21 protein-coding genes and 1 tRNA gene are annotated in these 25,040 nt (G+C 50.5%); 18 read left to right on the forward strand and 4 right to left on the reverse strand.

Annotated elements, in window-relative coordinates; all coding sequences use genetic code 11:
- Nucleotides 1–153: 153 nt before the first annotated feature.
- From PRU_RS12150 to PRU_RS12175, 7 genes are all read left to right on the forward strand, one after another.
- On the forward strand, nt 154–684 hold the full coding sequence (locus tag PRU_RS12150; RefSeq protein WP_013063534.1) for an HU family DNA-binding protein: 531 nt from the start codon (nt 154–156) through the stop codon (nt 682–684).
- A gap of 140 nt (nt 685–824) precedes the next feature.
- The gene (locus tag PRU_RS16155; protein ID WP_176763597.1) at nt 825–926 is read left to right on the forward strand and encodes a smalltalk protein; all 102 of its coding nucleotides are present in this window, start codon (nt 825–827) and stop codon (nt 924–926) included.
- Nucleotides 927–937: 11 nt separating this feature from the next.
- Nucleotides 938–1,177: a hypothetical protein gene (locus PRU_RS12155; RefSeq protein ID WP_041386206.1), complete on the forward strand. Its 240-nt coding sequence runs from the start codon at nt 938–940 to the stop codon at nt 1,175–1,177.
- Entirely contained in the window at nt 1,158–2,879 is a 1,722-nt protein-coding gene (locus PRU_RS12160) for a class I mannose-6-phosphate isomerase (protein WP_013063792.1), read from the forward strand. The genes PRU_RS12155 and PRU_RS12160 overlap by 20 nt, the downstream gene beginning before the upstream one ends.
- 22 nt (nt 2,880–2,901) lie before the next feature.
- Nucleotides 2,902–4,005: an ROK family protein gene (locus PRU_RS12165; protein WP_041386207.1), complete on the forward strand. Its 1,104-nt coding sequence runs from the start codon at nt 2,902–2,904 to the stop codon at nt 4,003–4,005.
- Nucleotides 4,006–4,025: 20 nt separating this feature from the next.
- Nucleotides 4,026–6,413, forward strand: a complete 2,388-nt coding sequence (locus PRU_RS12170) for a GH92 family glycosyl hydrolase (protein ID WP_041386208.1) — start codon at nt 4,026–4,028, stop codon at nt 6,411–6,413.
- 33 nt (nt 6,414–6,446) lie between these two features.
- A complete protein-coding gene (locus PRU_RS12175) occupies nt 6,447–7,625 on the forward strand; it encodes an MFS transporter (RefSeq protein WP_013064642.1) in 1,179 nt (392 codons plus the stop codon).
- A gap of 62 nt (nt 7,626–7,687) precedes the next feature.
- Here PRU_RS12175 and PRU_RS12180 read toward each other — a convergent pair whose 3' ends face one another.
- The gene (locus tag PRU_RS12180; protein ID WP_041386210.1) at nt 7,688–7,981 is read right to left on the reverse strand and encodes a hypothetical protein; all 294 of its coding nucleotides are present in this window, start codon (nt 7,979–7,981) and stop codon (nt 7,688–7,690) included.
- A gap of 126 nt (nt 7,982–8,107) precedes the next feature.
- Nucleotides 8,108–8,181: transfer RNA gene (locus PRU_RS12185), tRNA-Asn, on the reverse strand.
- 172 nt (nt 8,182–8,353) lie between these two features.
- Between PRU_RS12185 and PRU_RS12190 the strand changes: the two genes are divergently transcribed.
- The 9 genes from PRU_RS12190 to PRU_RS12230 all read left to right on the forward strand — a co-directional run bounded on the left by PRU_RS12190 (nt 8,354) and on the right by PRU_RS12230 (nt 21,080).
- Nucleotides 8,354–10,114: a S41 family peptidase gene (locus PRU_RS12190; RefSeq protein ID WP_049769224.1), complete on the forward strand. Its 1,761-nt coding sequence runs from the start codon at nt 8,354–8,356 to the stop codon at nt 10,112–10,114.
- Between the two features lie 110 nt (nt 10,115–10,224).
- Nucleotides 10,225–10,692, forward strand: a complete 468-nt coding sequence (gene rimP / locus PRU_RS12195) for a ribosome assembly cofactor RimP (protein ID WP_013065455.1) — start codon at nt 10,225–10,227, stop codon at nt 10,690–10,692.
- 78 nt (nt 10,693–10,770) lie between these two features.
- On the forward strand, nt 10,771–12,030 hold the full coding sequence (gene nusA, locus PRU_RS12200; protein ID WP_028906567.1) for a transcription termination factor NusA: 1,260 nt from the start codon (nt 10,771–10,773) through the stop codon (nt 12,028–12,030).
- Nucleotides 12,031–12,066: 36 nt separating this feature from the next.
- Complete coding sequence (infB, locus tag PRU_RS12205; protein ID WP_013065133.1) at nt 12,067–14,910, forward strand: translation initiation factor IF-2; 2,844 nt, start codon at nt 12,067–12,069, stop codon at nt 14,908–14,910.
- A 2-nt stretch (nt 14,911–14,912) separates the two neighbouring features.
- Nucleotides 14,913–16,361 (forward strand): Fe-S cluster assembly protein SufB, encoded by a 1,449-nt coding sequence (gene sufB / locus PRU_RS12210; protein ID WP_013063074.1) that lies wholly within the window; start codon nt 14,913–14,915, stop codon nt 16,359–16,361.
- Nucleotides 16,362–16,372: 11 nt separating this feature from the next.
- The gene (locus tag PRU_RS12215) at nt 16,373–17,680 is read left to right on the forward strand and encodes an NCS2 family permease (RefSeq protein WP_013064072.1); all 1,308 of its coding nucleotides are present in this window, start codon (nt 16,373–16,375) and stop codon (nt 17,678–17,680) included.
- A gap of 38 nt (nt 17,681–17,718) precedes the next feature.
- A complete protein-coding gene (gene sufC / locus PRU_RS12220) occupies nt 17,719–18,474 on the forward strand; it encodes a Fe-S cluster assembly ATPase SufC (RefSeq protein WP_013064590.1) in 756 nt (251 codons plus the stop codon).
- Complete coding sequence (gene sufD / locus PRU_RS12225) at nt 18,474–19,829, forward strand: Fe-S cluster assembly protein SufD (protein ID WP_013063420.1); 1,356 nt, start codon at nt 18,474–18,476, stop codon at nt 19,827–19,829. Before sufC ends, sufD begins: the two co-directional genes overlap by 1 nt.
- A 30-nt stretch (nt 19,830–19,859) precedes the next feature.
- Nucleotides 19,860–21,080: an aminotransferase class V-fold PLP-dependent enzyme gene (locus PRU_RS12230; RefSeq protein ID WP_041386213.1), complete on the forward strand. Its 1,221-nt coding sequence runs from the start codon at nt 19,860–19,862 to the stop codon at nt 21,078–21,080.
- Between the two features lie 8 nt (nt 21,081–21,088).
- Here PRU_RS12230 and PRU_RS12235 read toward each other — a convergent pair whose 3' ends face one another.
- Entirely contained in the window at nt 21,089–22,678 is a 1,590-nt protein-coding gene (locus PRU_RS12235; protein ID WP_041386215.1) for an alpha-galactosidase D, read from the reverse strand.
- A 233-nt stretch (nt 22,679–22,911) separates the two neighbouring features.
- Between PRU_RS12235 and PRU_RS12240 the strand changes: the two genes are divergently transcribed.
- Nucleotides 22,912–23,541, forward strand: coding sequence for a ribonuclease HII (locus tag PRU_RS12240; RefSeq protein WP_013065298.1), 630 nt, complete (start codon nt 22,912–22,914; stop codon nt 23,539–23,541).
- A gap of 45 nt (nt 23,542–23,586) precedes the next feature.
- Entirely contained in the window at nt 23,587–24,090 is a 504-nt protein-coding gene (locus PRU_RS12245; protein ID WP_041386216.1) for a DUF3237 domain-containing protein, read from the forward strand.
- A gap of 2 nt (nt 24,091–24,092) precedes the next feature.
- Here the strand turns inward: PRU_RS12245 and PRU_RS12250 are convergent, their stop codons facing one another.
- The gene (locus PRU_RS12250; protein WP_041386217.1) at nt 24,093–25,016 is read right to left on the reverse strand and encodes a DMT family transporter; all 924 of its coding nucleotides are present in this window, start codon (nt 25,014–25,016) and stop codon (nt 24,093–24,095) included.
- Between the last annotated feature and the right edge of the window lie 24 nt (nt 25,017–25,040).

Raw genomic sequence — 25,040 nt, forward strand, 5'->3', positions numbered from 1 at the left:
ATGTCGTACCTTTGCATTGTTGATTTGAGAGAAGAAATATACGCGCCCACGAGAAAAAATTTACGGGCCCACGGGGGAGGCGGATTTTCGATCGAAATGAGACGTTAGGAGAATGTAAAAATTTAAAAATTAAAGAATTTAACATTAAAGATTATGGCATTGAAAGTAAAAGCTAAGGAACAGTTGCAGAACATCGGCAAGTATGCTGGTAAGTATCGTTACGTGATGATGCCGGAGCTGTACACGGCTCTGACTCAGGACAAGGTGATTAAGGAGGCTGCCCTGCGCAGCGGCGTGAGCAAGGGTGTGATGCAGGCCTGCTGGGATGCGGCTGGCGAGGTGATTAAGGCATGGGCCACCGAAGGCCACTCGGTTGCGCTGCCCGGACTGGGTACCATGCGATTCGGCTTGCGCGCCAAGAGCGTTGAGAAGGTGGACGAGGTGAAGGCCGGACTGATTTCGAGTCGTCGCATTATCTTTACCCCCGACACCGATCTGAAGGAGGAGCTGTCGAAGACGGCCGTGCAGATTACCTGTTTTGACCGCGACGGCAAGGAGGTGAAGCGTGTGACCAGTACCGACGATGGTAACGTGGAGGACCCCGACCAGCCTACCAATGGCGACAACGGTGGAAACACCGGAGGCGGAAACCAGGGCGGCGGCCACGAACCTATCGGAGACTAAGTTTTAGGCACGGATGACACGGATTTACACGGATTAATTAAGTCCTCGGATGATAATAATTCGTGTAATTCGCGAAATTCGTGCCAAGAAAAAATCCGTGTAATCCGTGCCAAATTATTAACCATCAAAAATTAAACATTATGAGTAAGAGAGAAACCATCAAGTTTATCGTGCAAATGATTGCAAGTATCGCTACGGCGATAGTAACGGCGCTGGGTGCTACCAGCTGCATGGGATATTGACCAGTGTAAGCATGGTAGAAACCGACACTATGGGAGGACCGACATTCAAGCCATTGGATGCCGGTTCTTCTTTGTATATATGCCCTGCAGATGGGGCTATTCATCTGAAAAAAATGCAAATTGAGGAAGTATCTTTTAAAAAATGCAAATTAATTTTGTTTATTCTTTATAGGGATATACTTTTGCAAACCGAAACAACATGTGCTGAACATACTGGACTTAAAATAAATAATGAGAAAATCAAATTATGACAAGTTTCCTTCGACCAAGTTTGAGGGGAATATCTTACAGGGATGGGATGCCATCATGGCCCAGCTGAAAGGGGCTATAAAGGGCAACGCAATGTGTATCGACCTATATACGGGCGTGTATGAAAACGAGATCATCGAGGCTTTTTCGGGATGGGGAAAGATTATCAATACCCGCGACCTGATGAAGCCCGAAGAGGAAATCAGGAAGATGACCGAACCGTTTATGACCGACGATGTGCTGTTTGGCTACATCACCAACCTGAAAATGGTCGATTTCTTCAGCGAAGAGAAACTGCGCGCCGCCAGCAACGAACTGGCAACAGCCACAGTGCCTACAGTAGTGATTGGTATTGGCGCCTGCCTGGTAGCCCCTGCCAACGCATTGAAGGTGTATGTGGACATGGCCCGCTGGGAGATACAGCAGCGATTCCGTAGGCACGAGGTGATGGCGCTGGGCGTTGACAACCGCGAGGATGCCGTGTCGATCCAATACAAACGCGGATTGTTTATCGACTGGCGCGTACTCGACAAGTACAAAGACAAGCTCTTTACAAGCATCGACTGGTGGTTGGACACCCATATCGCAGGCGAACCCAAGATGATTGACAGCAGTACCTTTTTTCAGGGCATCGAGAAAACCTCGAAAACGCCCTTCCGCGTGGTACCTTTCTTCGACCCAGCTCCATGGGGCGGCCAGTGGATGAAAGAGGTGTGCGACCTGGACCGCTCGAAAACCAACTTCGGCTGGTGTTTCGACTGTGTGCCCGAGGAGAACAGTCTGCTGTTCGAGGTGAACGGCGTGCGTTTCGAGCTGCCCTCGGTCGATCTGGTGCTGCTGAAGAGCCGACCATTGCTCGGTGAGCCTGTAGAGGCCCGTTTTGGCAAGGATTTTCCGATTCGTTTCGACTTTCTCGACACCATGGGCGGTGGCAATCTGAGTTTGCAGGTGCATCCCACCACCCAGTTTATCCGCGAGAATTTCGGCATGTACTATACACAGGACGAGAGCTACTATCTGCTGGATGCCGGAGAGGATGCTGTGGTGTATCTGGGACTGAAAGAAGGTATCGACAAGGATGCGATGATCGACGACCTGCGTAAGGCTCAGAAAGGCGGTTTTGTGTTCGACACCGAGAAATATGTGAATAAGATTAAGGCCAAGAAGCACGACCACTTTCTGATTCCTGGCGGAACGGTGCATTGCTCGGGTGCTGAGAGCATGGTGCTGGAAATCAGTTCGACGCCAAACATTTTCACCTTTAAGCTGTGGGACTGGCAACGACTGGGGCTGGACGGCAAACCGCGCCCCATCAACGTGGAACGTGGAAAGGATGTGATCGACTGGGGCCGCGACACGCAGTATGTATATCAACATCTGCGCAATCAGTTTGAAACCCTTGCCGAGGGCGACGGATGGCAGGAGGAGCGCACGGGACTGCATCGCAATGAGTTTATCGAAACCCGTCGCCACACCTTCAGCAAGTCCGTGCATCATACCACCAACGGCAGTGTGAATGTATTCAACCTGCTGGAAGGCGATGAGGCCATCATCGAGAGTCCCACCCAAGCCTTCGAGCCATTCGTTGTGCACTATGCCGAAACATTTATCATCCCTGCCTGCGTAGGCGAATATACCATCCGCCCTTATGGCGCCTCGGAGGGTAAGACATGCGTCACCATCAAAGCATACGTGCGTTGCTAATTTTTAAAACCACTATTATATTATGTACCAACACGACAAACGAATTGTATTAACACTGGATGCAGGAGGTACCAACTTCGTATTCTCGGCCATCCAGGGGTGTAAGGAACTGGTAGTGCCCATCCGACTGGCTGCTGTGACGGATGATACCGAGGCTTGTCTGCACGTTCTGGTTGAAGGATTTTCGCAGGTGATGCAGCAGCTGCCATCAAAGCCTGTGGCCATCAGTTTTGTTTTCCCAGGGCCTGCCGACTACGAGCATGGCATCATTGGCGACCTGCCCAACTTCCCCTCGTTCAGGGGCGGTGTGGCCTTAGGTCCTTTCTTGGAAGAGAAGTTTGGCATCCCCGTTTTCATCAACAACGACGGCAACCTGTTTGCCTATGGCGAAGCACTGGCTGGTTCGCTGCCTGCCATCAACAATCTGCTGGCATCGCATGGTTGCAACAAGCGCTATCGCAACCTGATTGGCATCACCTTGGGAACAGGATTCGGCGCAGGTGTCGTCATCGATGGCCGACTGCTGACAGGCGATAACGGCTGTGGCGGTGATGTGTGGATTATGCGCAACAAGAAATATCCTGAGCTGATAGCCGAAGAGAGTGTGAGCATCAGGGCCGTGCGCAGGGTTTATGCCGAATTGTCGAAGACCGACGACGCCAACCTGACACCGAAGGATATCTTTGATATCGCCGAAGGCACCACACCAGGCAACCCTTCAGCTGCCATCGCCGCTTTCAGAGAGTTAGGTGTGATGGCGGGTGCCGCTATTGCCAACGCCCTCAACATCGTTGATGGCATGGTGGTGATAGGCGGCGGTTTGGCAGGTGCAGCCAAGTATATCCTGCCGGGCGTGATGAGCGAACTGAGATCGCAGGTTGGAACCTTTGCCGGCAACACATTCCATTGTCTGCAGATGGATGTTTACAACCTGAGCGATGCCCACGAGATGGCCCGATTCCTGGAAGAGAAGGACACGCTGGTAATGGTGCCCCTGTCGGACAAGCGTGCCAGATATTCACGCGACACGAAGATTGGTGTGATGGTATCTGAACTGGGCGCCAGCCGCGCCATCGCACTGGGTGCCTACACATTTGCTTTAGCACAACTCGACAACAACAGATAACTTTAAACATAACACAGAAAATGAAAAAATCTAGATTTATCTTAGGAATACTGTCCTTGCTTGGATTGGCAGCCTGTTCCACAACAACAAGTACCCCACTCGACGAAACGCTGATTGACTATGTGAAGCCCAATCTGGGCACCGTTCACAGTCGTTGGTTCTTCTACACGCCCGCTGCCGAACCTTTCGGCATGGCCAAACTGGGCGCCTCGACCAATGGCACCTATGGCAACAATCAGGGATGGGAAGCCATTGGCTACGAGGATGGTCACACCTCTATCGACGGATTCCCCTGTCTGCACGAGTTTCAGGTTGGCGGCATCTCGCTCATGCCTGTTACAGGCGAGGTAAAAACGGTGCCTGGCAAGCTGGAGAAACCCGACGAAGGTTTCCGCTCGCGCTTCGACAAGGATAGCGAAACAGCTCATCCCGGCTACTATTCGGTACTGCTGAAAGACTATCAGGTAAAAACCGAACTCACAGCCACAACACGCGTGGGTTTCCAACGCTACACGTTCCCAGCATCCAGGTCGTCGCACATTCTGCTCAACATCGGTAACCGCCAGGGTGAGAGTGGCGCTGTGAAGGATGCCTATATCCATCAGATCGACGGCAACACCATCGAGGGCTATGTGGTTACAGAGCCTGAATATGTGAAGAAATATCAGGCAGGCGCCACCGTATCGATGTATTTCTATGCTGTGCTCGACAAGGCACCTGCATCGGTAGATGTGTTTTATCAGGGCGACAGCCTGAAAGCCGGTACAGAGATTAAAGGTCCTGGTGCCATCATGAGTCTGAACTATACCACCCGTCAGAACGATCAGGTAAACGTAAAAATCGGTTTGTCGTACACCTCGATTGCCAATGCCAAGCTGAATCTGGAGACAGAGGCCAAGAACCTGACATTCGACGAGGCACTGGCTGCTACAACCCAGAAGTGGCACAAGGCCCTGAACCGCATCAAGGTATCAGGCGGCACGAACGACAACAAGATCAAGTTCTACACAGGTCTTTATCACGTGCTGCTGGGCAGAGGAATTGCCAGCGATGTGAATGGCGCCTATCCCAAGAACGACGGCACCGTGGGAGTAATCCCTGCGGGTAAAGACGGGAAACCTCTCCACAATCATTACAATACCGACGCCATCTGGGGCGCCTACTGGAACCTGACACCGCTATGGGCCATGGCTTATCCTGAGTATTATAACGAGTGGGTGAACAGTCAGCTGCTGGTTTACAAGGATGCCGGCTGGCTGGGTGATGGCATTGCCAACAGCAAGTACGTGTCGGGTGTAGGCACCAATATGGTGAGCATCGCTATTGCAGGCGCCTATAACAGCGGCATTCGCGATTTTGATATAGCCACTGCCTACGAGGCTGCGCTGAAGAACGAGCTCTGCTCTGACAACCGTATCGAGGGTGCAGGAAAGATGGATGTGGGCCAGTTTGTAGAGAAGGGTTATGTACCCTTCGACGACAGCATCTTCTATGGCACACATCGTGGCGGATCTCAATTCTCGGTTTCTCATACCGTAGAGTATAGTTTCAGCGCCTATGCGGTAGCACAACTGGCCAAAGCCTTGGGCAAGGAGGCCGACTACAAGCAGCTGATGGCCCTCTCGAACGGTTGGACCAAGCTGTTCGACGACGATCTGAAGATGATTCGTCCGCGCGTGGCCAACGGCGATTTTATCGATCATTTCAACCCATTGGAGTCGTGGCGCGGTTTCCAGGAGGGTAACGCCTTCCAATACACTTTCTTTGTGCCACAGAATCCTGAGGCATTGGTGGCCCGCATGGGTCAGGAAGAGTTTAATCACCGCCTCGACTCGGTCTTCACCGAAGCCCGAAAAACCATCTTTGGTGGCGGCAAGGTGGTGAATGCCTTCTCGGGTGTGGCCAGTCCGTATAATCATGGCAACCAGCCAAGTCTGCACATCCCCTGGCTGTTCAACTTCTCAGGCAAGCCTTATCTCACCCAGAAGTGGACCCGCCTGATTTGCGAGGAGTTCTATGGCACAACTGGCGAGCATGGTTATGGCTACGGTCAGGACGAAGACCAGGGCCAGCTGGGTGCCTGGTTTGTGATGGCAGCGATGGGCTTGTTTGATGTGCAGGGCGGTGCCTGCGAGCATCCTACCTATCAGCTGGGCAGTCCGCTGTTCGACAGAATCGAGATTCAGTTGAGCGACAAATACGCATCGGGCAAGACGTTCGTTATCGAAACAGAAGGTAATGGCGCTGGTGCCAGCTATATCCAGTCGGCCGAACTGAACGGCAAAACCTGGAACAAGTGCTGGCTGTTCCGCGATGAGCTCTTCAAGGGTGGTGTACTCAAGCTCAAAATGGGCACTCAGCCCAATAACAACTGGGGACTGGAAGCACCCGTTCATTGTCCGCAGTAATCAACAGTACATCAACTTCCAACAACTATCATCATGAAACAAAAACCGATTTTTTCTGCCCTCCCGATACTGTTCGGGTTCTTTATCATGGGCTTCTGCGATATCGTAGGCATCTCGTCCGACTATGTACAGCGCAGTTTCGGATGGTCGCCAGTGATGACAGGCTTCGTGCCTTCGCTGGTATTTATCTGGTTTCTGTTCCTCAGCATCCCTGTGGGCAATCAGATGAACAGATGGGGCCGCAAAAACACCGTTCTGCTGAGTATGGGTATCACCGTGGTGGGCATGCTCCTGCCGCTGGTGACCTATAACAGCACAACCTGCATGCTTGCCTATGCCCTGCTGGGCATTGGCAACGCCATTCTGCAAGTATCGCTGAATCCGCTGTTGAATAATGTGATAACCGATGATAAACTCCTGACCAGCAGTCTTACTGCCGGTCAGGTTATCAAGGCAATATCCTCACTGGTAGGTCCGGAAATCGTACTGCTGGCAGTAAACTATGGCGGCGAGGATAAGTGGTACTACTGTTTCCCGCTATTGGGTTTCACCACCCTACTGTCGGCGGTTTGGCTGATGCTCACCCCTATCAAGCGCGAACCAGCTGTTGCCGAGAGCCAGGTATCCCTTTCTTCTTCGTTCGCATTACTGAAGAATCAAACGATACTTCAGCTGTTTCTGGGCATTTTCTTTATCGTGGGTGTTGATGTGGGCACCAATTACATCAGTTCCAAACTGATGGCCATGCGGTTCGGATGGGATGAGGACGCAGTAAAGTTTGCACCTCAGGTTTATTTCTTCTGTCGAACCATAGGCGCCTTGATAGGTGTGTTTGCGCTGTCGCGCGTGGCAAGCATCAAGTATTTCAGAGTCAATATCCTGTGTTGCATCGCTGCGCTGCTGGTGATGCTGACAGTAGAGCACGATATGGTTAACCTGGCATGCATCGGGGCCGTGGGCTTTTTTGCCTCGTCGGTATTCTCTATCATCTATTCGAAGGCCATCCAGGCTCAACCCGACAAAGCCAATCAGATTTCAGGACTGATGATAACTGCCGTTGCAGGCGGCGGTGTGGTCACCCCTGTGATTGGTTTCGCCATTGGCGCCATAGGCATCATCGGCGGCATCCTTGTAACGCTGTGCTGCGTGCTTTATCTCACCTATTGTGCTTTTGGTCACGCAGGCAGCTGCATGGGCCACGGACCATTCTAAGGATGGTTTAGCCCCAACCACAAGAGGACCGACATTCACAACGAATGCCGGTCCTCTCGCTTCTAACTCATAATAACATATTTGGTAAACACCAGTATCAGCATCATGAAGGAAAAGGCGAAAGCCCAATATTTACTGGCGCACTTTAGCAATGCGGTCGAAAAATGCATCTGCTCGTTGGATGTGGCATACTTAATTAAGACAACTGCCATAGTGAACAACAATGCTACATAGAATGCGCTGCCTACCATATAGCCCCACCCCATAAACTGGAGGTTTTGAAGCATATTGAGGAATGGCACACTAAGGAATACGCATGCAATAATAATCGATTGTTTATCCGTTGCTTTCATCATTTTATATCTCTTATTTATTGATTGACGGTGCAAAGATAACTACTTTCGATGGCAAAAAGGGTTAACCGAACGTTATTTTTTTGTTAAATACAAAAAAAAGTCCCAACCTTGCGATTGGGACTTAAGCGCTTCAGGATGGGCTTGAACCAACGACCCCCTGATTAACAGTCAGGTGCTCTAACCAACTGAGCTACTGAAGCAGGTATTGCTGTTAAGCGGGTGCAAAAGTACGAGGATTTTTTGAAACTACCAAACTTTTTTGGAAAAAAATGACTATAAACCTTAATTTTTTTCATTTTTCAGACAAAAATGCACGTTTTTCGCCGTAAATCTTGTAATTTTGCAGCCATAAACATTAATTATATTAGGATGATGAAGAAACGATTAATGATAGCTCTTTGCGCGATGGCCCTATCCACCACCGCCACAATGGCCCAGAAAACCAGCGACCATAACTTTGAGGTGGCTAAGCAGCTGGATATACTGAACCACGTATATAAGAATCTGGACCTGCTGTATGTGGATACGCTGAACCCCAAGGAAACGGTGGGCACAGCCATTAACGCCATGTTACGCAGTCTTGACCCCTATACCGAATACTACGCACAGGACGAAACCAAGAACCTGCGACAGATGCTTACAGGAAAGTATGCAGGTATAGGCGCCGTGGTGCGCAAACACCAGAAACTGGACCGTGTGGTGATTGACGAGCCATACGAGAACATGCCAGCCGCCGAGGCCGGACTGAAGAAGGGCGACATCATACTGAGTATCGACGACTCGATGATGATATCGAAAGAGGTGGGCTACGTGAGCAGTCATCTGCGTGGCGAGCCTGGCACTACCTTTGTACTGAAGGCCATGCGCCCCAGCACAGGTAAGCTGATGAACTTTAAGATTACACGTCGCAACATCAAACTTCCCGAACTGCCCTACTACGGTGTAAAGGATGGCGTGGGCTACATTGTACTGAACCAGTTTACCGAGGGATGCGCCAAGGAGGTGCGTCGTGCATTTGTGGATTTGAAGAAACAGGGTGCCACATCGCTGATATTCGACCTGCGCGGCAATGGCGGCGGATCGGAGCAGGAGGCTGTGGATATCTTGAACATCTGGCTGGCAAAAGGCGTAAAGGTAGTTGAGAACCGAGGCAAACTGCGCCAGGCCAGCAAGGGATACGAAACGCGCGTAGAGCCCGTTGACACCGTGATGCCCATGGTGGTGCTGGTGAACAGCGAGACGGCATCGGCCAGCGAGATTACCAGCGGCGCGCTGCAGGATTTGGATCGCGCCATTATATTAGGTACGCGTACGTATGGCAAGGGATTGGTACAGATACCTATCGACCTGCCTTACAATACCAACATGAAGGTAACCACCTCGAAATACTACATCCCCAGCGGACGCTGCATTCAGGCTTACAACTACAAGCGCGGCATGGGCTATCAGGAGCATATACCCGATTCGCTCACCAAGGTGTTCTACACCCGCAACGGTCGCGAGGTGCGCGATGGCGGTGGCATTATGCCCGATGTAGAGCTGAAGGGCGACACCATACCTAACATTGCCTTCTACCTGAGTGCCAGCGGACAGGACTCAACCGAGGTGATGTTCGACTACGTGGTGGATTACATTGCCAAGCACCCACAGATAGCACCTGCTACCGAGTTCCACATCAGCGCTGCCGACTGGCAGGAGTTTAAGGCCCGCGTCATCAAGAGCGGTTTTACTTACGACCCCGTGAGCAAGAAGCAGTTGGCCGAACTGGTAAAGACAGCTAAGTTTGAGGGCTACTACGATGATGCCAAGCAGACTTTTGACGAGCTGGAGAAGCAGCTGAACCACAACGTGGCTACCGATCTGGACAAGCACGAGAAGGTGCTGCGACAGGTGCTGGAGACTGATATCATCGCCGCCTACTACTACCAGCGCGGCACCATCGAGGCTGCCCTGGCCTACGACAAACAGGTGAAAGAGGCCATACGCCTGCTGAAGAATCAGGAGGAGTACAAGAAAATACTGCAGCCCAAGAAGCCCAAGCAGACTGCCCAGTTGATACAGCTGCAGAAGAAATCGCCCGTAAATATCACCAAAAACGCCCCTAAACGAATGATTTTTAGTGATTTAGCATAAAAAAGTGTGGAAAAATTTGGAGGATTGCAGAATTATTCGTAATTTTGCACCCGTTCAGCGGAATGAGAGGCTCGAAAGAGTCTCTCATTTCACATTTTAATAACTGATAGATGATAAATAAAGAGATTATTCAGACATTAACGGAAGAGTGGTTGCAGGGCAACGAGTACTTCCTGGTAGACGTGAACTTTGCGGCTGATGACCGCATCGTGATTGAGATTGACCATGCCGATGGTGTATGGATCGAGGATTGTGCAGCATTGAGCCGATTCCTGCAGGAGCGCCTGGGCGAGGAACTCGGAGAATACGAACTGGAAGTGGGCAGCGCCGGCTTAGGTCAGCCATTTAAGGTAGCCCAGCAATACATGAACCACATTGGCGACACCCTTGAGGTGCTGCAGGCCGATGGTAAGAAGGTACAGGGCACGCTGAAGGCAGTAGATGCCCCAAGCTTTACCATTACCGTACAGGAAAAGCAGAAGATTGAAGGCAAGAAGCGCCCCGTGCTGGTAGATGTAGATAAGACCTACCAGATGGACGAGGTGAAGTACGCCAAGTACGTGCTGGCCTTTAAATAAAATGTAAAAATTAAAAAATTCAAGAATGTAATAATTCAAGGATTGTAGTTTGGTAAAAATTAAAAAAACAATATAAGAATGGCAGTAAAAAAAGAAGAGAAGGGCCCCTCAATGATTGAGACCTTCCAGGAATTCAAGGAAACCAAGAACATCGATCGTACCACACTGGTGAGCGTACTGGAGGAAAGCTTCCGTAACGTTATCGCTAAGATTTTTGGTTCGGACGAGAATTTTGACGTGATCGTAAACCCCGACAAGGGCGACTTTGAGATTCACCGTAACCGCGTGGTAGTACCCGACGGCGAGGTGATGGATGAGAACAAGGAGATTGAGCTGAGCGAGGCTCAGAAGATTGAGCCCGACTACGAGGTTGGCGAGGAAGTATCAGAGGAGGTACAGTTCGCTAAGTTTGGTCGCCGTGCCATTCTGAACCTGCGTCAGACTCTGGCTTCGAAGATTCTGGAGCTGGAGCACGACTCACTCTACCAGAAGTACAAGGATAAGGTTCACCAGGTAGTTAGCGGTGAAGTTTACCAGATTTGGAAGCGCGAGGTACTGCTGATTGACGATGAGGGTAACGAGCTGCACTTGCCAAAGCAGGAGCAGATTCCTGGCGACAACTACCACAAGGGCGAGACCGTACGTGCCGTAGTAAAGGAGGTACAGAACGAGAACAACAACCCTCGTATCATCCTCTCTCGTACAAGCCCCGTATTCCTAGAGCGTTTGCTCGAGGCTGAGGTACCTGAGATTCAGGACGGACTGATTACCATCAAGCGTGTGGCCCGTATCCCTGGCGACCGTGCCAAGGTGGCTGTTGAGAGCTACGACGACCGTATCGATCCAGTAGGAGCCTGCGTAGGTGTTAAGGGTAGCCGTGTGCACGGTATCGTTCGCGAGCTGTGCAACGAGAATATCGACGTGATCAACTACTCGGCTAACACCCAGCTGTTTATCCAGCGCGCACTTAGCCCAGCTAAGATTTCGAGCATCAACCTGGATCAGGAGAACCACAAGGCCGAGGTTTATCTGCAGCCCGAGGAGGTATCGCTGGCCATCGGTCGTGGCGGTATGAACATCAAGCTGGCCTCTATGCTTACCGAATATACCATCGACGTATTCCGTGTGCTTAACGAAGGCGAGGCCGATGAGGATATCTACCTGGATGAGTTCTCAGACGAGATCGACCAGTGGGTTATCGATGCCATCAAGGCTATCGGACTGGATACAGCTAAGGCTGTGCTCAATGCTCCACGTGAAATGTTGATTGAGAAGGCCGACCTGGAGGAAGAGACCGTCGACCAGCTGCTGGATGTACTCCGCGCGGAGTTTGAGTAAGAATTGAAAATTAGAAAACTGAAAAATTGAAGTTTAATGGGTGTAAGATTAAATAAAGTATTAACAGAATTGAATATCGGACTTCAGACGGCCGTTGACTATCTGAAGAAGAAGAACCTGGGCGAGATCAACGACGCCACTATGAACACCAAGATTAGCGACGAGCAGTACAACGCGCTGGTTAAGGAGTTTAAGGGCGACAAGGATGTGAAGAACCAGGCCGCTATGATATTCCCCAAAAAGGAGAAGAAAGCTAAACCCGACTTTAAATCTGAAACCGTTGAGGTAAAGGATGAAATCAAGCAGACTTTCACTCCATTAGGAAAGATTGACCTGAGCAGCGTGGGCAAGCCCGCCAAGCATCAGGAGGAGAAGCCACAGGCAGCAGCACCCGCTGAGCCTAAGGCCGAGCCCAAACCCGAGCCAAAGCCAGAGCCCAAACCTGAGGTTAAGCCTGAGCCAAAGCCCGAGGTGAAAGCCGAAGTAAAACCCGAACCCAAGCCCGAGCCAAAGCCTGAGGTGAAGCCTGAGCCAAAACCAGAGCCCAAAGCCGAGGTTAAGCCCGAGGTAAAAGCTGAGCCCAAGCAGGAGGAGAAGCCCGCCGCTACCGAGCAGAAGAGCATCTTTACGCTGAAGAGCGAGAAGAAGATGGCTCCTAACTTTAACGTGGTAGGTAAGATCGACCTCGACTCGCTGAACCAGAGCACTCGTCCGAAGAAGAAGTCGAAGGAGGAGCGCCGCAAGGAGCGAGAGGAGAAGCAGGCCCAGATGCACGGCGAGAAGAAGAAGCGCGAGCGCATTCACGGCGGCAAGGAGCGTGTTGACATCGAGGCTGCAGCCAGTCAGGAAAACCGTAATGGCGGCAACCAGAACAACAATAAGAAGAACAAGGGTGGCAACCAGAACTTCCAGGATGGAAACAACGGTGGCGGCAAGAAGAACAAGAAGAACCGCCCCATCCAGAAGCCACTGGAGGTTGACGACGAGGCAGTAGCACGCCAGGTTAAGGAAACACTGGCCCGCCTTACCTCGAAGAACCAGAATAAGAAGGGTGCCAAGTACCGTCGTGAGAAGCGTGATGCCGTAGCAGAGCGCATGAACGAGGAGATGGCAGCCGAGGCAGCACAGAGCAAGATTCTGAAGCTTACCGAGTTTGTAACCGTATCAGAGCTGGCCACCATGATGAACGTAGGTGTGAACCAGGTTATCGGTACCTGTATGAGCATCGGTATCATGGTATCTATCAACCAGCGTCTGGATGCTGAGACCATCAACATCGTAGCCGAGGAGTTCGGATTCACCACCGAGTATGTATCAGCCGAAGTACAGAACGCCATTACTGAGGAGGAGGATGATGAGAACGATCTGATCAGCCGCGCTCCAATCGTAACCGTGATGGGACACGTTGACCACGGTAAGACATCGCTGCTCGACCACATCCGCAACACCAACGTGATTGCCGGTGAGGCCGGTGGTATTACACAGCACATCGGTGCTTACAACGTGAAGCTAAAGGATGGCCGACAGATTACCTTCCTGGATACCCCAGGACACGAGGCATTTACCGCTATGCGTGCACGTGGTGCCCAGGTAACCGATATCGCCATCATCATCGTAGCAGCCGACGACTCAGTGATGCCTACCACCAAGGAGGCCATCGCCCACGCACAGGCTGCTAACGTACCAATGGTATTCGCTATCAACAAGATAGATAAACCAGGTGCTAACCCCGATAAGATTCGTGAGGACCTGGCCAACATGAACCTGCTGGTTGAGGAATGGGGCGGTAAGTACCAGTGCCAGGAGATCAGCGCCAAGAAGGGTATCGGCGTTGACGAGCTGCTGGAGAAGGTACTGCTCGAGGCCGAGATGCTCGACCTGAAGGCTAATCCTAACCGTAAGGCTACCGGTAGCATTATCGAGAGTTCGCTCGACAAGGGTCGTGGTTACGTTTCAACCGTACTGGTATCAAACGGTACACTGAAGGTAGGCGACGTAGTGATTGCAGGTACAGCTTGGGGTAAGGTAAAGGCTATGTTCAATGAGCGAAACCAGCGCATTGAAAAGGCCGGTCCTGCCGAGCCAGCTATCATTCTTGGTTTGAACGGTGCTCCTACTGCTGGTGACTCGTTCCACGTGATGGAGAGTGAGCAGGAGGCCCGCGAGATTGCCAACAAGCGTATCCAGCTGCAGCGCGAGCAGAGCCTGCGTACCACCACCAAGCTTGGACTGGACGAGCTGTCGCACCGTATCGCTCTGGGTGAGTTCCACGAGTTGAACATCATCGTTAAGGGTGACACCGACGGTAGTATCGAGGCCCTCTCTGATTCGTTCATCAAGCTCTCTACCGAGAAGGTTCAGGTGAACGTGATCAACAAGGCTGTGGGTCAGATTTCGGAGAACGATGTCATGCTGGCATCTGCTTCAGAGGCTATCATCATCGGATTCCAGGTACGTCCTTCGGCCGATGCCCGTAAGGCTGCCGACCGCGAGGGTGTAGAAATCAATACCTACTCTATCATCTACGACGCTATCGACGATGTGAAGCAGACCATGCAGGGTATGCTTGATAAGGTTAAGAAGGAGATTCTGGCTGGTGAGATCGAGGTTAAGCAGGTATTCAAAATCTCGAAGGTTGGTACTGTTGCCGGTGGTTTGGTTACCAGCGGTAAGGTACACAACAAGGACAAGGCCCGCGTTATCCGCGATGGTATCGTGATCCACACCGCTCCTATCGACGCCCTGAAGCGTTACAAGGACGATGCCAAGGAGGTTGCAAGCGGACTGGAGTGTGGTATCTCACTGGTTAACTTCAACGATATCCAGGTAGGTGATATCATCGAGACCTTCACAGAGATTGAGGTAGAACAGAAACTGTAATAATGTCAGATAATAAGAATGAATTTGTACGTCAGGTAGCTGAACAAAAATACGAGTTTGGTTTCACTACCGACGTACATACTGAAATAATCGAGAAAGGGCTGAACGAGGATATCGTTCGGCTCATCTCTGCTAAGAAAGGGGAGCCCGAGTGGATGCTTGAGTTCCGCCTGAAGGCGTTCCGCTACTGGAAGGAGCAGCAGGAACCTAAGTGGGGCCATGTGCATGTGCCAGAGATTGACTATCAGGCCATTAGCTACTATGCCGACCCACTGGCTAAGAAGCCCGAAGGCGACGGCAAGATCGACCCAGAGCTGGAGAAGACCTTTGATAAGTTAGGTATCCCCCTTGAAGAGCGCCTGGCCCTGAGTGGTAACACAGCCGTTGATGCTATCATGGATAGCGTATCGGTAAAGACCACCTTTAAGGAGAAGCTGCGCGAAAAGGGTGTTATCTTCTGCTCGATTGGCGAGGCCATCAAGGAGCACGGCGACCTGGTGCGTCAGTACCTGGGAACAGTAGTGCCTTACAAAGATAATTTCTTTGCAGCACTCAACTCGGCTGTGTTCAGCGATGGTTCGTTTGTTTATATCCCCAAGGGTGTAAGATGCCCTATGGAGCTCAGCTCTTACTTCCGCATCAATGCCCGTAACACAGGTCAGTTTGAGCGTACACTGATTATTGCCGACGACGATGCCTACGTATCGTATCTGGAGGGATGTACAGCCCCTATGCGCGACGAGAACCAGTTGCATGCCGCCATCGTTGAGATTATCGTGATGAACCGTGCCGAGGTGAAATACTCTACCGTTCAGAACTGGTATCCTGGCGACGAGAACGGTAAGGGCGGTGTGCTGAACCTGGTAACCAAACGTGGCGATCTGCGTGGTGTTGACTCGAAGTTGTCGTGGACGCAGGTTGAAACGGGTAGTGCCATCACCTGGAAGTACCCATCGTGCATTCTGCGCGGCGATAACTCGCAAGCCGAGTTCTATTCGGTAGCTGTTACCAACAACTATCAGGAGGCCGATACAGGTACCAAGATGATACACATTGGTAAGAACACCAAGAGTACCATCATCTCGAAGGGTATCTCGGCTGGTCACTCACAGAACTCGTATCGCGGACTGGTGCGTGCAGCATCTACTGCCGACAATGCACGTAACTACTCAAGCTGCGACTCGCTGCTGTTAGGTTCGGATTGTGGCGCACATACCTTCCCCTATATGGATGTGCACAACGACACAGCTGTGTTTGAGCACGAGGCTACCACCTCGAAGATTTCGGAAGACCAGCTCTTCTATTGCAACCAGCGCGGTATCCCCACCGAGCAGGCCGTTGGACTGATTGTGAACGGTTATGCCAAGGAAGTGCTGCAGAAGTTGCCTATGGAGTTTGCCGTTGAGGCACAGAAACTATTATCAGTATCATTAGAAGGAACTGTTGGATAAATAAAAACGATATGCTTCAGAAATTATTTGGATTTGATGCCTCCACAATGACTTTGCGCAAGGAGGTTATTGGTGGTATTACCACCTTCTTAACAATGGCTTACATCTTAGCCGTAAACCCAAGCATCCTCTCGGCAACCGGTATGGATGCAGGGGCAGTGTTTACCACCACATGTATCGCAGCTGTTGTAGGTACGTTGGTTATGGCCATCTATGCCAAATTGCCATTTGCCTTGGCACCTGGTATGGGTCTGAATGCATTCTTTGCGTTCACCGTAGTGCTTACCATGGGCTACACCTGGCAGTTTGCACTTACGGCTGTGTTGATCGAGGGATTGATTTTCATCCTGCTCACGGTTACAGGCCTGCGCAAACATATTGTTAACGCTATACCACTGGTATTGCGCCGAGCCATCAGTCCAGGTATCGGATTGTTTATCGCTTTTGTAGGTCTGAAGGGCGCTGGTATCGTAGCCTCATCAGAATCTACATTCATCACCTTAGGAAACCTGCACGATCCTGCTGTGCTGCTGGCTATCTTCGGCATTCTGCTTACTGCCGCACTGCTGGTACGCAAGGTAACAGGCTCGCTGCTGATTGGAATTCTGATAACCACCATCGTAGGTATCCCTCTGGGTGTTACCAACTACACAGGTGTGATGTCGGTTCCACCATCAATCAGCCCCATCTTCTGGCAGTTTGAGTGGCACAACATCCTGACCGTAGATATGGTGGTAGTGGTACTCACCTTCCTGTTTATCGATATGTTCGACACCATCGGTACCCTGATTGGTGTATCAAACCGTGCCGGCATGGTTGATGATAACGGTAACGTGAAGAACCTGAACCAGGCCTTTATGGCTGATGCCATCGGTACCACCGTTGGTGCTATGCTGGGTACTTCAACAGTAACTACTTATGTAGAGAGTGCTTCGGGTGTAAACGTAGGCGGCCGCTCTGGTCTTACCAGCTTTACTACCGCCATCTGCTTTGCAGTAGCATTGCTCTTTGCGCCCCTGTTCCTGGCCATCCCAGCACAGGCCACAGCCGCCGCACTGATTCTGGTTGGTGTGATGATGATGCACGACATCCGCAAGGTTGACTTCAGCGATTATGTTACAGCCATCCCATGCTTTGTATGTATCGTGATGATGCCACTTACTTACAGTATCTCTGATGGTATCCTGATGGGTGTTATCTCGTATGTACTCATCCATCTGCTGTCGGGCACACTCAAAGATAAGGACGAGCGTAACAACATTAACTGGGCCACTATCCTGCTGGCCGCTCTGTTTATCTGTCGCTACGCCTTCCTTTAATTGTAAAATAGAAAATTGTCAAATAGTCAAATACATTAATGTTAGAGGTTAAGAACTTACACGCCAAGATTGGCGATAAAGAGATATTAAAAGGCATCGACCTCGTGATTAACGATGGCGAGACACATGCCATCATGGGCCCTAACGGTTCAGGAAAATCTACCCTGAGCGCCGTACTGGTGGGTAACCCACTTTACGAGGTGACCGAGGGCGAGGCTTTCTTCAACGGTAAGAACCTGCTGGAGATGAAGCCTGAGGACCGTGCCCACGAGGGTTTGTTCCTCTCGTTCCAGTATCCCGTTGAGATTCCAGGTGTATCGATGACCAACTTTATGAAGGCTGCCATCAACGAGAAGCGCAAGTATCAGGGACTGGAGCCCATGAACGCTGCCGAATTCCTGAAACTGCAGCGCGAGAAACGTAAGATTGTTGAGCTCGACTCGAAGCTGGCTAACCGCTCGGTTAACGAGGGTTTCAGCGGTGGTGAGAAGAAGCGCAACGAGATTTTCCAGATGGCTATGCTGGAGCCCAAACTGAGCATCCTCGACGAGACCGACTCTGGTCTTGACGTAGATGCTATGCGTATTGTAGCCGAGGGTGTTAACAAACTGCAGACACCTGAGACTTCGTGCATCGTCATCACCCACTACGACCGTCTGCTCGAAATGATTAAGCCCCAGTTTGTACACGTGCTGTACAAGGGTAGAATCGTGAAGACTGGCGGTCCAGAGCTGGCTGTACAGATTCAGGAGCACGGCTACGATTGGATTAAGGAAGAAATAGGCGAGGAATAATGAATAGCGAACAACAATATATTGACCTCTATCAGCAGGCACGCGAGATGATTATCAAGCATGCCCCAGAGTCGATGAACGTGGTGCGCGATCAGGCCTTTGAGGACTTCCGCAAGCAGGGCTTCCCAACAAAGAAGGTAGAGCGATACAAGTACACCGATATGCAGAAGCTGTTTGAGCCCGACTACGGTGTGAACCTGAATCGCCTGCAGATACCTGTGGATCCCTACGAGGCTTTCCATTGCGACGTGCCCAACCTGAGCACAAGCCTGTACTTTGTGGTAAACGATATGTTCTACCACGACGACAAGCAGAAGGGTCACTTACCTGAAGGCGTTGTGATCGGCTCTATGCGCGATTACCCTGAGCTGGTGAGCAAGTACTACACCAAGCTGGCTAAGACTGGTGAGGATGCCGTTACAGCACTCAACACCATGCTGGCACAGGACGGACTGCTGGTTTACGTGCCCAAGAACGTGAAGGTGGATCGCGCCATTCAGGTGATTAACATCCTGAAGGCCACCCCACAGAACGCGCAGCATGTAGTGACCGACCTGATGGTGAACCGTCGCGTGCTGATTGTACTCGAAGAGAGTGCCGAAATTAAAATGCTGTTCTGCGATCATGCTGCCGACGACCGTAACTTCCTGGCCACACAGGTTATCGAGGCTTACGTAGGCGAGAATGCATCGTTAGACCTCTATTGCATGGAGGAGACGCATCATAAGAATGTACGCGTAAGCAACGTGTATATCGACCAGCAGGCCAACAGTCGTGTAAACCACAACGTCATCACCCTGCACAACGGTATTACCCGTAACAAGCTTGACCTGACCTTCAGTGGCGAGGGTGCCGAGTGCCAATGCTACGGATGTGTGATTGCCGACAAGCAGCAGCACGTAGATAACAACACGCTGATAGTTCACAAGGTGCCTCACTGCAACTCGCAGGAGCTGTACAAATATGTACTCGACGAGAAGGCTACTGGTGCTTTTGCCGGTCGTGTGCTGGTTGAGCATGGTGCTCAGAAAACCACCTCGCAGATGACTAATCAGAACCTCACTGCCACCAAAGAGGCACGCATGTACACCCAGCCCATGCTGGAGATCTATGCCGACGACGTGAAGTGTGCCCACGGTTCGACCGTTGGACAGCTGAACGATGCCGCCCTGTTCTACATGCGCCAGCGAGGCATTTCATTACAGGAGGCTAAGGTACTGCTGCAGAACGCCTTTATCAACGAGGTTATCGACCACATGCAGTTAGAGCCACTGCGCGATCGCCTGCACTACCTGGTAGAGAAGCGATTCCGTGGCGAGCTGAACAAATGCTCAGGCTGCAAACTCTGCAAGTAAAGGGTATTAATGTTTAATCTTTCATGTTTAATGTTTAATCTAAATAAAGTACGCGAAGATTTCCCTATCCTGGGTCGCGAGGTATATAAAAAGCCGCTGGTTTATCTGGACAACGCGGCTACCACACAGAAGCCACTGATGGTGCTCGACGCTATGCGCGACGAGTATCTCAACGTGAATGCCAACGTGCATCGTGGTGTACACTACCTGTCGCAGCAGGCTACCGACCTGCACGAGGCGGCTCGCGAGGCAGTTCGTGGATTCATCAACGCCCGCAAGATAGAGGAGATTATTTTTACGCGTGGTACTACCGAGGCCATTAACCTGGTGGCCAGCTCGTTCTGCGAAAGTCAGATGCAGGCCGGCGACGAGGTGATTGTAACCGAGATGGAGCACCACTCAAACATCGTATCGTGGCAGTTACAGGCCATGAAGCGTGGCATTGTGGTAAAGCACATCCCCATTACCGACGATGGTATCTTGTGTATCGACCAGCTGGAACAGCTCATCACTCCCAAGACCAAGATAGTTAGCGTGGCCCACGTAAGCAACGTGCTGGGCACCGTTAACCCTGTTGAACAGATAATCAAGATAGCCCACGCCCACAACATCCCCGTGCTGGTAGATGGTGCCCAGAGTGCGCCACACTTCAAGGTAGATGTTCAGGCGATGGATTGCGACTTCTTTGCTTTCAGCGGACATAAGATGTACGGACCAACCGGCATCGGTGTGCTGTATGGAAAGGAAGAGTGGCTGGAGAAGTTGCCTCCCTATCAGGGTGGCGGCGAGATGATTGACAAGGTGACTTGGGAGAAGACCACTTTTGAGCGCCTGCCATTCAAGTTCGAGGCTGGCACACCCGACTATGTGGCTACCCACGGACTGTCTAAGGCCATCGAATATATCGATGCTATCGGCTTTGATGCCATCCAGCAGCACGAGCAGGAACTCACCCGTTACTGCATGGAGCAGCTGATGACCATCGACGGCATGAAGATCTACGGTCCGATGGATGCATCGAAGAAGGATGCTGTAGTATCGTTCAACGTTGGCGATATCCACCACCTGGATATGGGTACCCTACTCGACCGTCTGGGTATTGCTGTTCGTACCGGTCATCATTGTGCACAGCCATTGATGGACCGTTTGGGCATCTCAGGCACCGTTCGTGCCTCGTTCGCACTTTATAACACAAAAGAAGAGATTGATACCCTTATAGCGGGCATCCGTCGTGTGTCACAAATGTTCTAACAGCCCCACTAAAGGCTGTTAGAACATATAGTCATATTGTCGATATTCGGCATCCAGGCATCTGCATTATACAGTTGGATACGGTTTGAGCCAGCCTTTAGTTTGAGGGTAAGCTCAAACTCCTGGAAATGATTCCAGTCATTGGTATTCACACTTACAGTACCAACTGTCTCACCATTCACTTCCACGTTGAATGAACGTTTTTCCTGAGAACCTGCACGAAACTTTACCACATATTTACCGCCTTTCTTCACATACACATCTCTCCACTCCAAATAGTTACTGCGACGGTGACCTAACCAACCTGCAAACATACGACCGCTGGCACCATCGCCTGGTAGATAGATAGCTGTACCCAAGGCTTCATGATTAGCCACCTGCTGATAATCGTGCAGAAAAGCAGTCTCAGCCTCATAAACGCGGCGCTCAAGGCGCTTCTCGCCCTTCAGGCGATAGATACGTGTGGCATGGGCTGGAACCTGAACTGTAAGCGAGTTCTGCATCTTACCTAAATCCTTATGCTCGAACAAGTCGCGCACAGACACCTTTCCACCTAACTCCAGTTCGCTGAAATCAACACACATCTCTACAGGCTTATCTGAAGGGTTGTAGAGCGCTACTGCGCGGGTGTTACCATGCAGTTTCAGCAAGTCTTTAACCAATACATAAGTTTCACCAATATGCTGAATCACATAGGCTTGCAAATGAAGTAGATCCTGATTCAAGGCAATCAGCTCTTTGTTCTTGAGCAACTCCAAGGCACGCTCATTAATAGTAGCCATATTGCAACCGATCAGTAGCGGACTTGCCATGATACACCACAAGCCAAAATGAGTTTTGTCTTCTTCTGCTGTCAGCGAGCGTCCTACCTCCAACATGTCCATATCATTATAGGTATCATTATAGCAATAGGCCGACATATAGAGGTTCTCGTTTACCAAGTCCTTTACCGACTGCCAACTCTCGTGGATATCACCCGTGGTACGCCAAGAGTTTGCGGCATAGTGGCACCAATCGCCTGGATAGCGCCAACGGCAAATGTTAAACACAACATCGCGACCAGTATTCTTAATGGCGTTTGAGATACGCGTATATTGCTCTTGCTCATTAAGACTCATATGATTACCACCACAATAATCTACCTTAATAAAATCGAACTCCAACTCCTTGAAGTAGAAATCAGCATCCACTTGTTCATAACCATACAAACCTACATTTGTATTCCTCACATCACCATTACTGATACTACCACAAGTAAGGTCGCCGGCATCACTATAGATTCCAGCTTTGAGTCCTTTCGAATGGATATAGTCACTCACCACTTTCAACCCGTTAGGAAATCGCTCAGGATGTATGCATACCTTACCTTCTGGCGTACGACCGTACTGGAATCCATCATCGATATTAATGTATTGATAACCAACGGCCTTCAATCCTTGGTTCACCATCGCATCGGCTTGACCTTTAATGATGTCTTCAGAGATGTTTACTGCGAAAGTATTCCATGAACTCCACCCCATTGTAGGGCCCTTCTTCTTACTTGCTGATGCTACAATCGCAAAGGCGACAACAAGTGTTGATAATAGTATTCGTTTCATTTTGGATGTTAGTTTTAATTTGATTTTATGCTGCAAAATTACATAACTACTGGCAAATACTTTGATAACTTATGAATTGTATAAGGTATTATTATCTGATGACGGCATAGGTTTCCTGATAATCAACTACTTACTAATATGCTTGCGTTACAACTGTATAACATAATTATTTTGTATCTTTGTTGCTTTTATCGAGGAGAATTAGTACCTTTGCAGCCAAAATAAAGATCATTATGTTAGCAAGTCATTATTACAAAGGTAAGATAGAGGCAGGTTGCGACGAGGCTGGGCGTGGTTGTCTGGCAGGTAGTGTGTATGCTGCAGCTGTCATACTGCCAGAAGGTTATCAGAACGAGTTGCTCAACGACTCCAAACAACTGTCGGAGAAGAAGCGCTATCAGCTGCGAGAGATGATTGAGCGCGACGCTGTAGCGTGGGCTGTAGGCATTGTTACACCTGAAGAGATAGATAAAATCAATATTCTGAATGCTTCTATCTTGGCGATGCACCGCGCACTCGACCAACTGAAGGTACGTCCAGAGGCTATCATCGTTGATGGCAACCGTTTTAAGCCCTATAAAGAGCCTGCTAACGGCGAAACACTCCCCCACACTACCATAGTCAAGGGTGACGGTAAATATCTCGCCATAGCAGCTGCCAGCATTCTGGCCAAGACTTATCGCGACGACTATATGAACCAGTTGGCCGAGGAATACCCTCAGTACGACTGGCGCTCGAACAAGGGCTACCCCACCAAGAAGCATCGCGAGGCCATCAAGCAGCACGGCATTACGCCCTATCATCGCAAAAGCTACAACCTGCTGGGCGATGGACAGCTGAGCATCGACTTTGGTGAGTTCTAACGCTCACCACCAAATACAGAACATATCAACTATAAAAATACTACAATGAGAAAACTGTTTATGGCTTTGCTGGCCGCCATTTCTATCAGTGCCAGCGCACAGATTCAGGAGCCCGAGGCTCCACAGTTAGAGTTTGCTTTGCAACTGAAGGTAACCCTTGGCGAAGCTTATGGTATCGACAACACACAGCACGGACGCCGCACCGTTATCCCCATCACAGGTGGTACCTTTGAGGGTAAGGGTCTGAAGGGAACCATTGTGAACGGTGGTGCCGACTACCAGCTGAATACCGAAGGACGTACAGAGCTGGAGGCTATCTACTGTATCAAGACCGATGATGGTATCTACATCCACGTTCGTAACCGTGGTATCATTGCCAACGGCAAGGATGCCGATGGAAAACCCAGCTTCTACTTCCGCGCAGCACCCCAATTCGAGGCGCCTGCCGACAGCAAATACGGCTGGCTGAACAATTCGCTGTTTGTTTGCGCACCTTCGTTCTCAAGCGATTTCAAGGGCATTGTGCTCAACGTGTGGCGCATTAAATAGGGTTAACCTAAGAAGAACAGGCTAACACCTACCACCGAGATAACCGCACCCACTACGGCGCGCCAGGTTATCTTCTGCTTAAACAACCAATACGACGGCAGCAATATAATAATAGGTGTCATCGCCATCAGTGTGCTGGCGATGCCAGCTGCTGTGTATTGTACAGCCATCAGCGAAAAGCCTACACCTACAAACGGACCGAACACGGTGGTAGCTGTAGCAACAGCCAATCCCTTACGATCGTGCATAGCTTCGCGTAGAGGCTCTAAACCCTTGCGGAAGTACAATAACAGCGAGAAGCCTATGATACCCGCTACACAGCGATAGAAATTAGCGCTGAAGGGCACCAGCCATTCGGGTGTGCCTGTGAGCGAAGCCTCGTAGTGGTCCATACCAATCTTGCTCAGCACCAAACCAATACCCTGACACATAGCAGCACCAATGGCAAACAGCACACCGTTAAGAGGCAGTTTCAGTCCTACCTTGTGGTGCTCGCCACGACCTAATACTGAGATGCTGATACCACCCAGTGTAATCAGCATGGCCAGAATGCTCATAGCGTTCATCTGCTGACCCAACGTTATCCATGCCATCAGGGCGGCTGAGAGCGGTGCTAAGGTCATAAACAACTGTCCGTAGCGCGAACCAATGATGATATAGCACTGAAACAGGCAGAAATCGCCTATCACGTAACCAACCACACCCGACAGCAGCATCCAACCAGCAGCCTCGACCGATGCGCCTGGAGGCATCATGCTACCTGTTACAACAAGAAACAGCACCAACGAAAACACCAAAGCCAAACCCATACGCAGCACATTCAGCGTAAGGTTACCCAATCGTTTACTACCAAATTCACTCAGAAGCGCCGTAGCTGTCCATGAAAAGGCTACGCCAATCGATATCAATTCACCTATATAAGTCATTGCTTAGTATAAATACGTTAAAAC

This window comes from Xylanibacter ruminicola 23, from assembly GCF_000025925.1.
In the GTDB taxonomy this organism is placed as follows: domain Bacteria; phylum Bacteroidota; class Bacteroidia; order Bacteroidales; family Bacteroidaceae; genus Prevotella; species Prevotella ruminicola.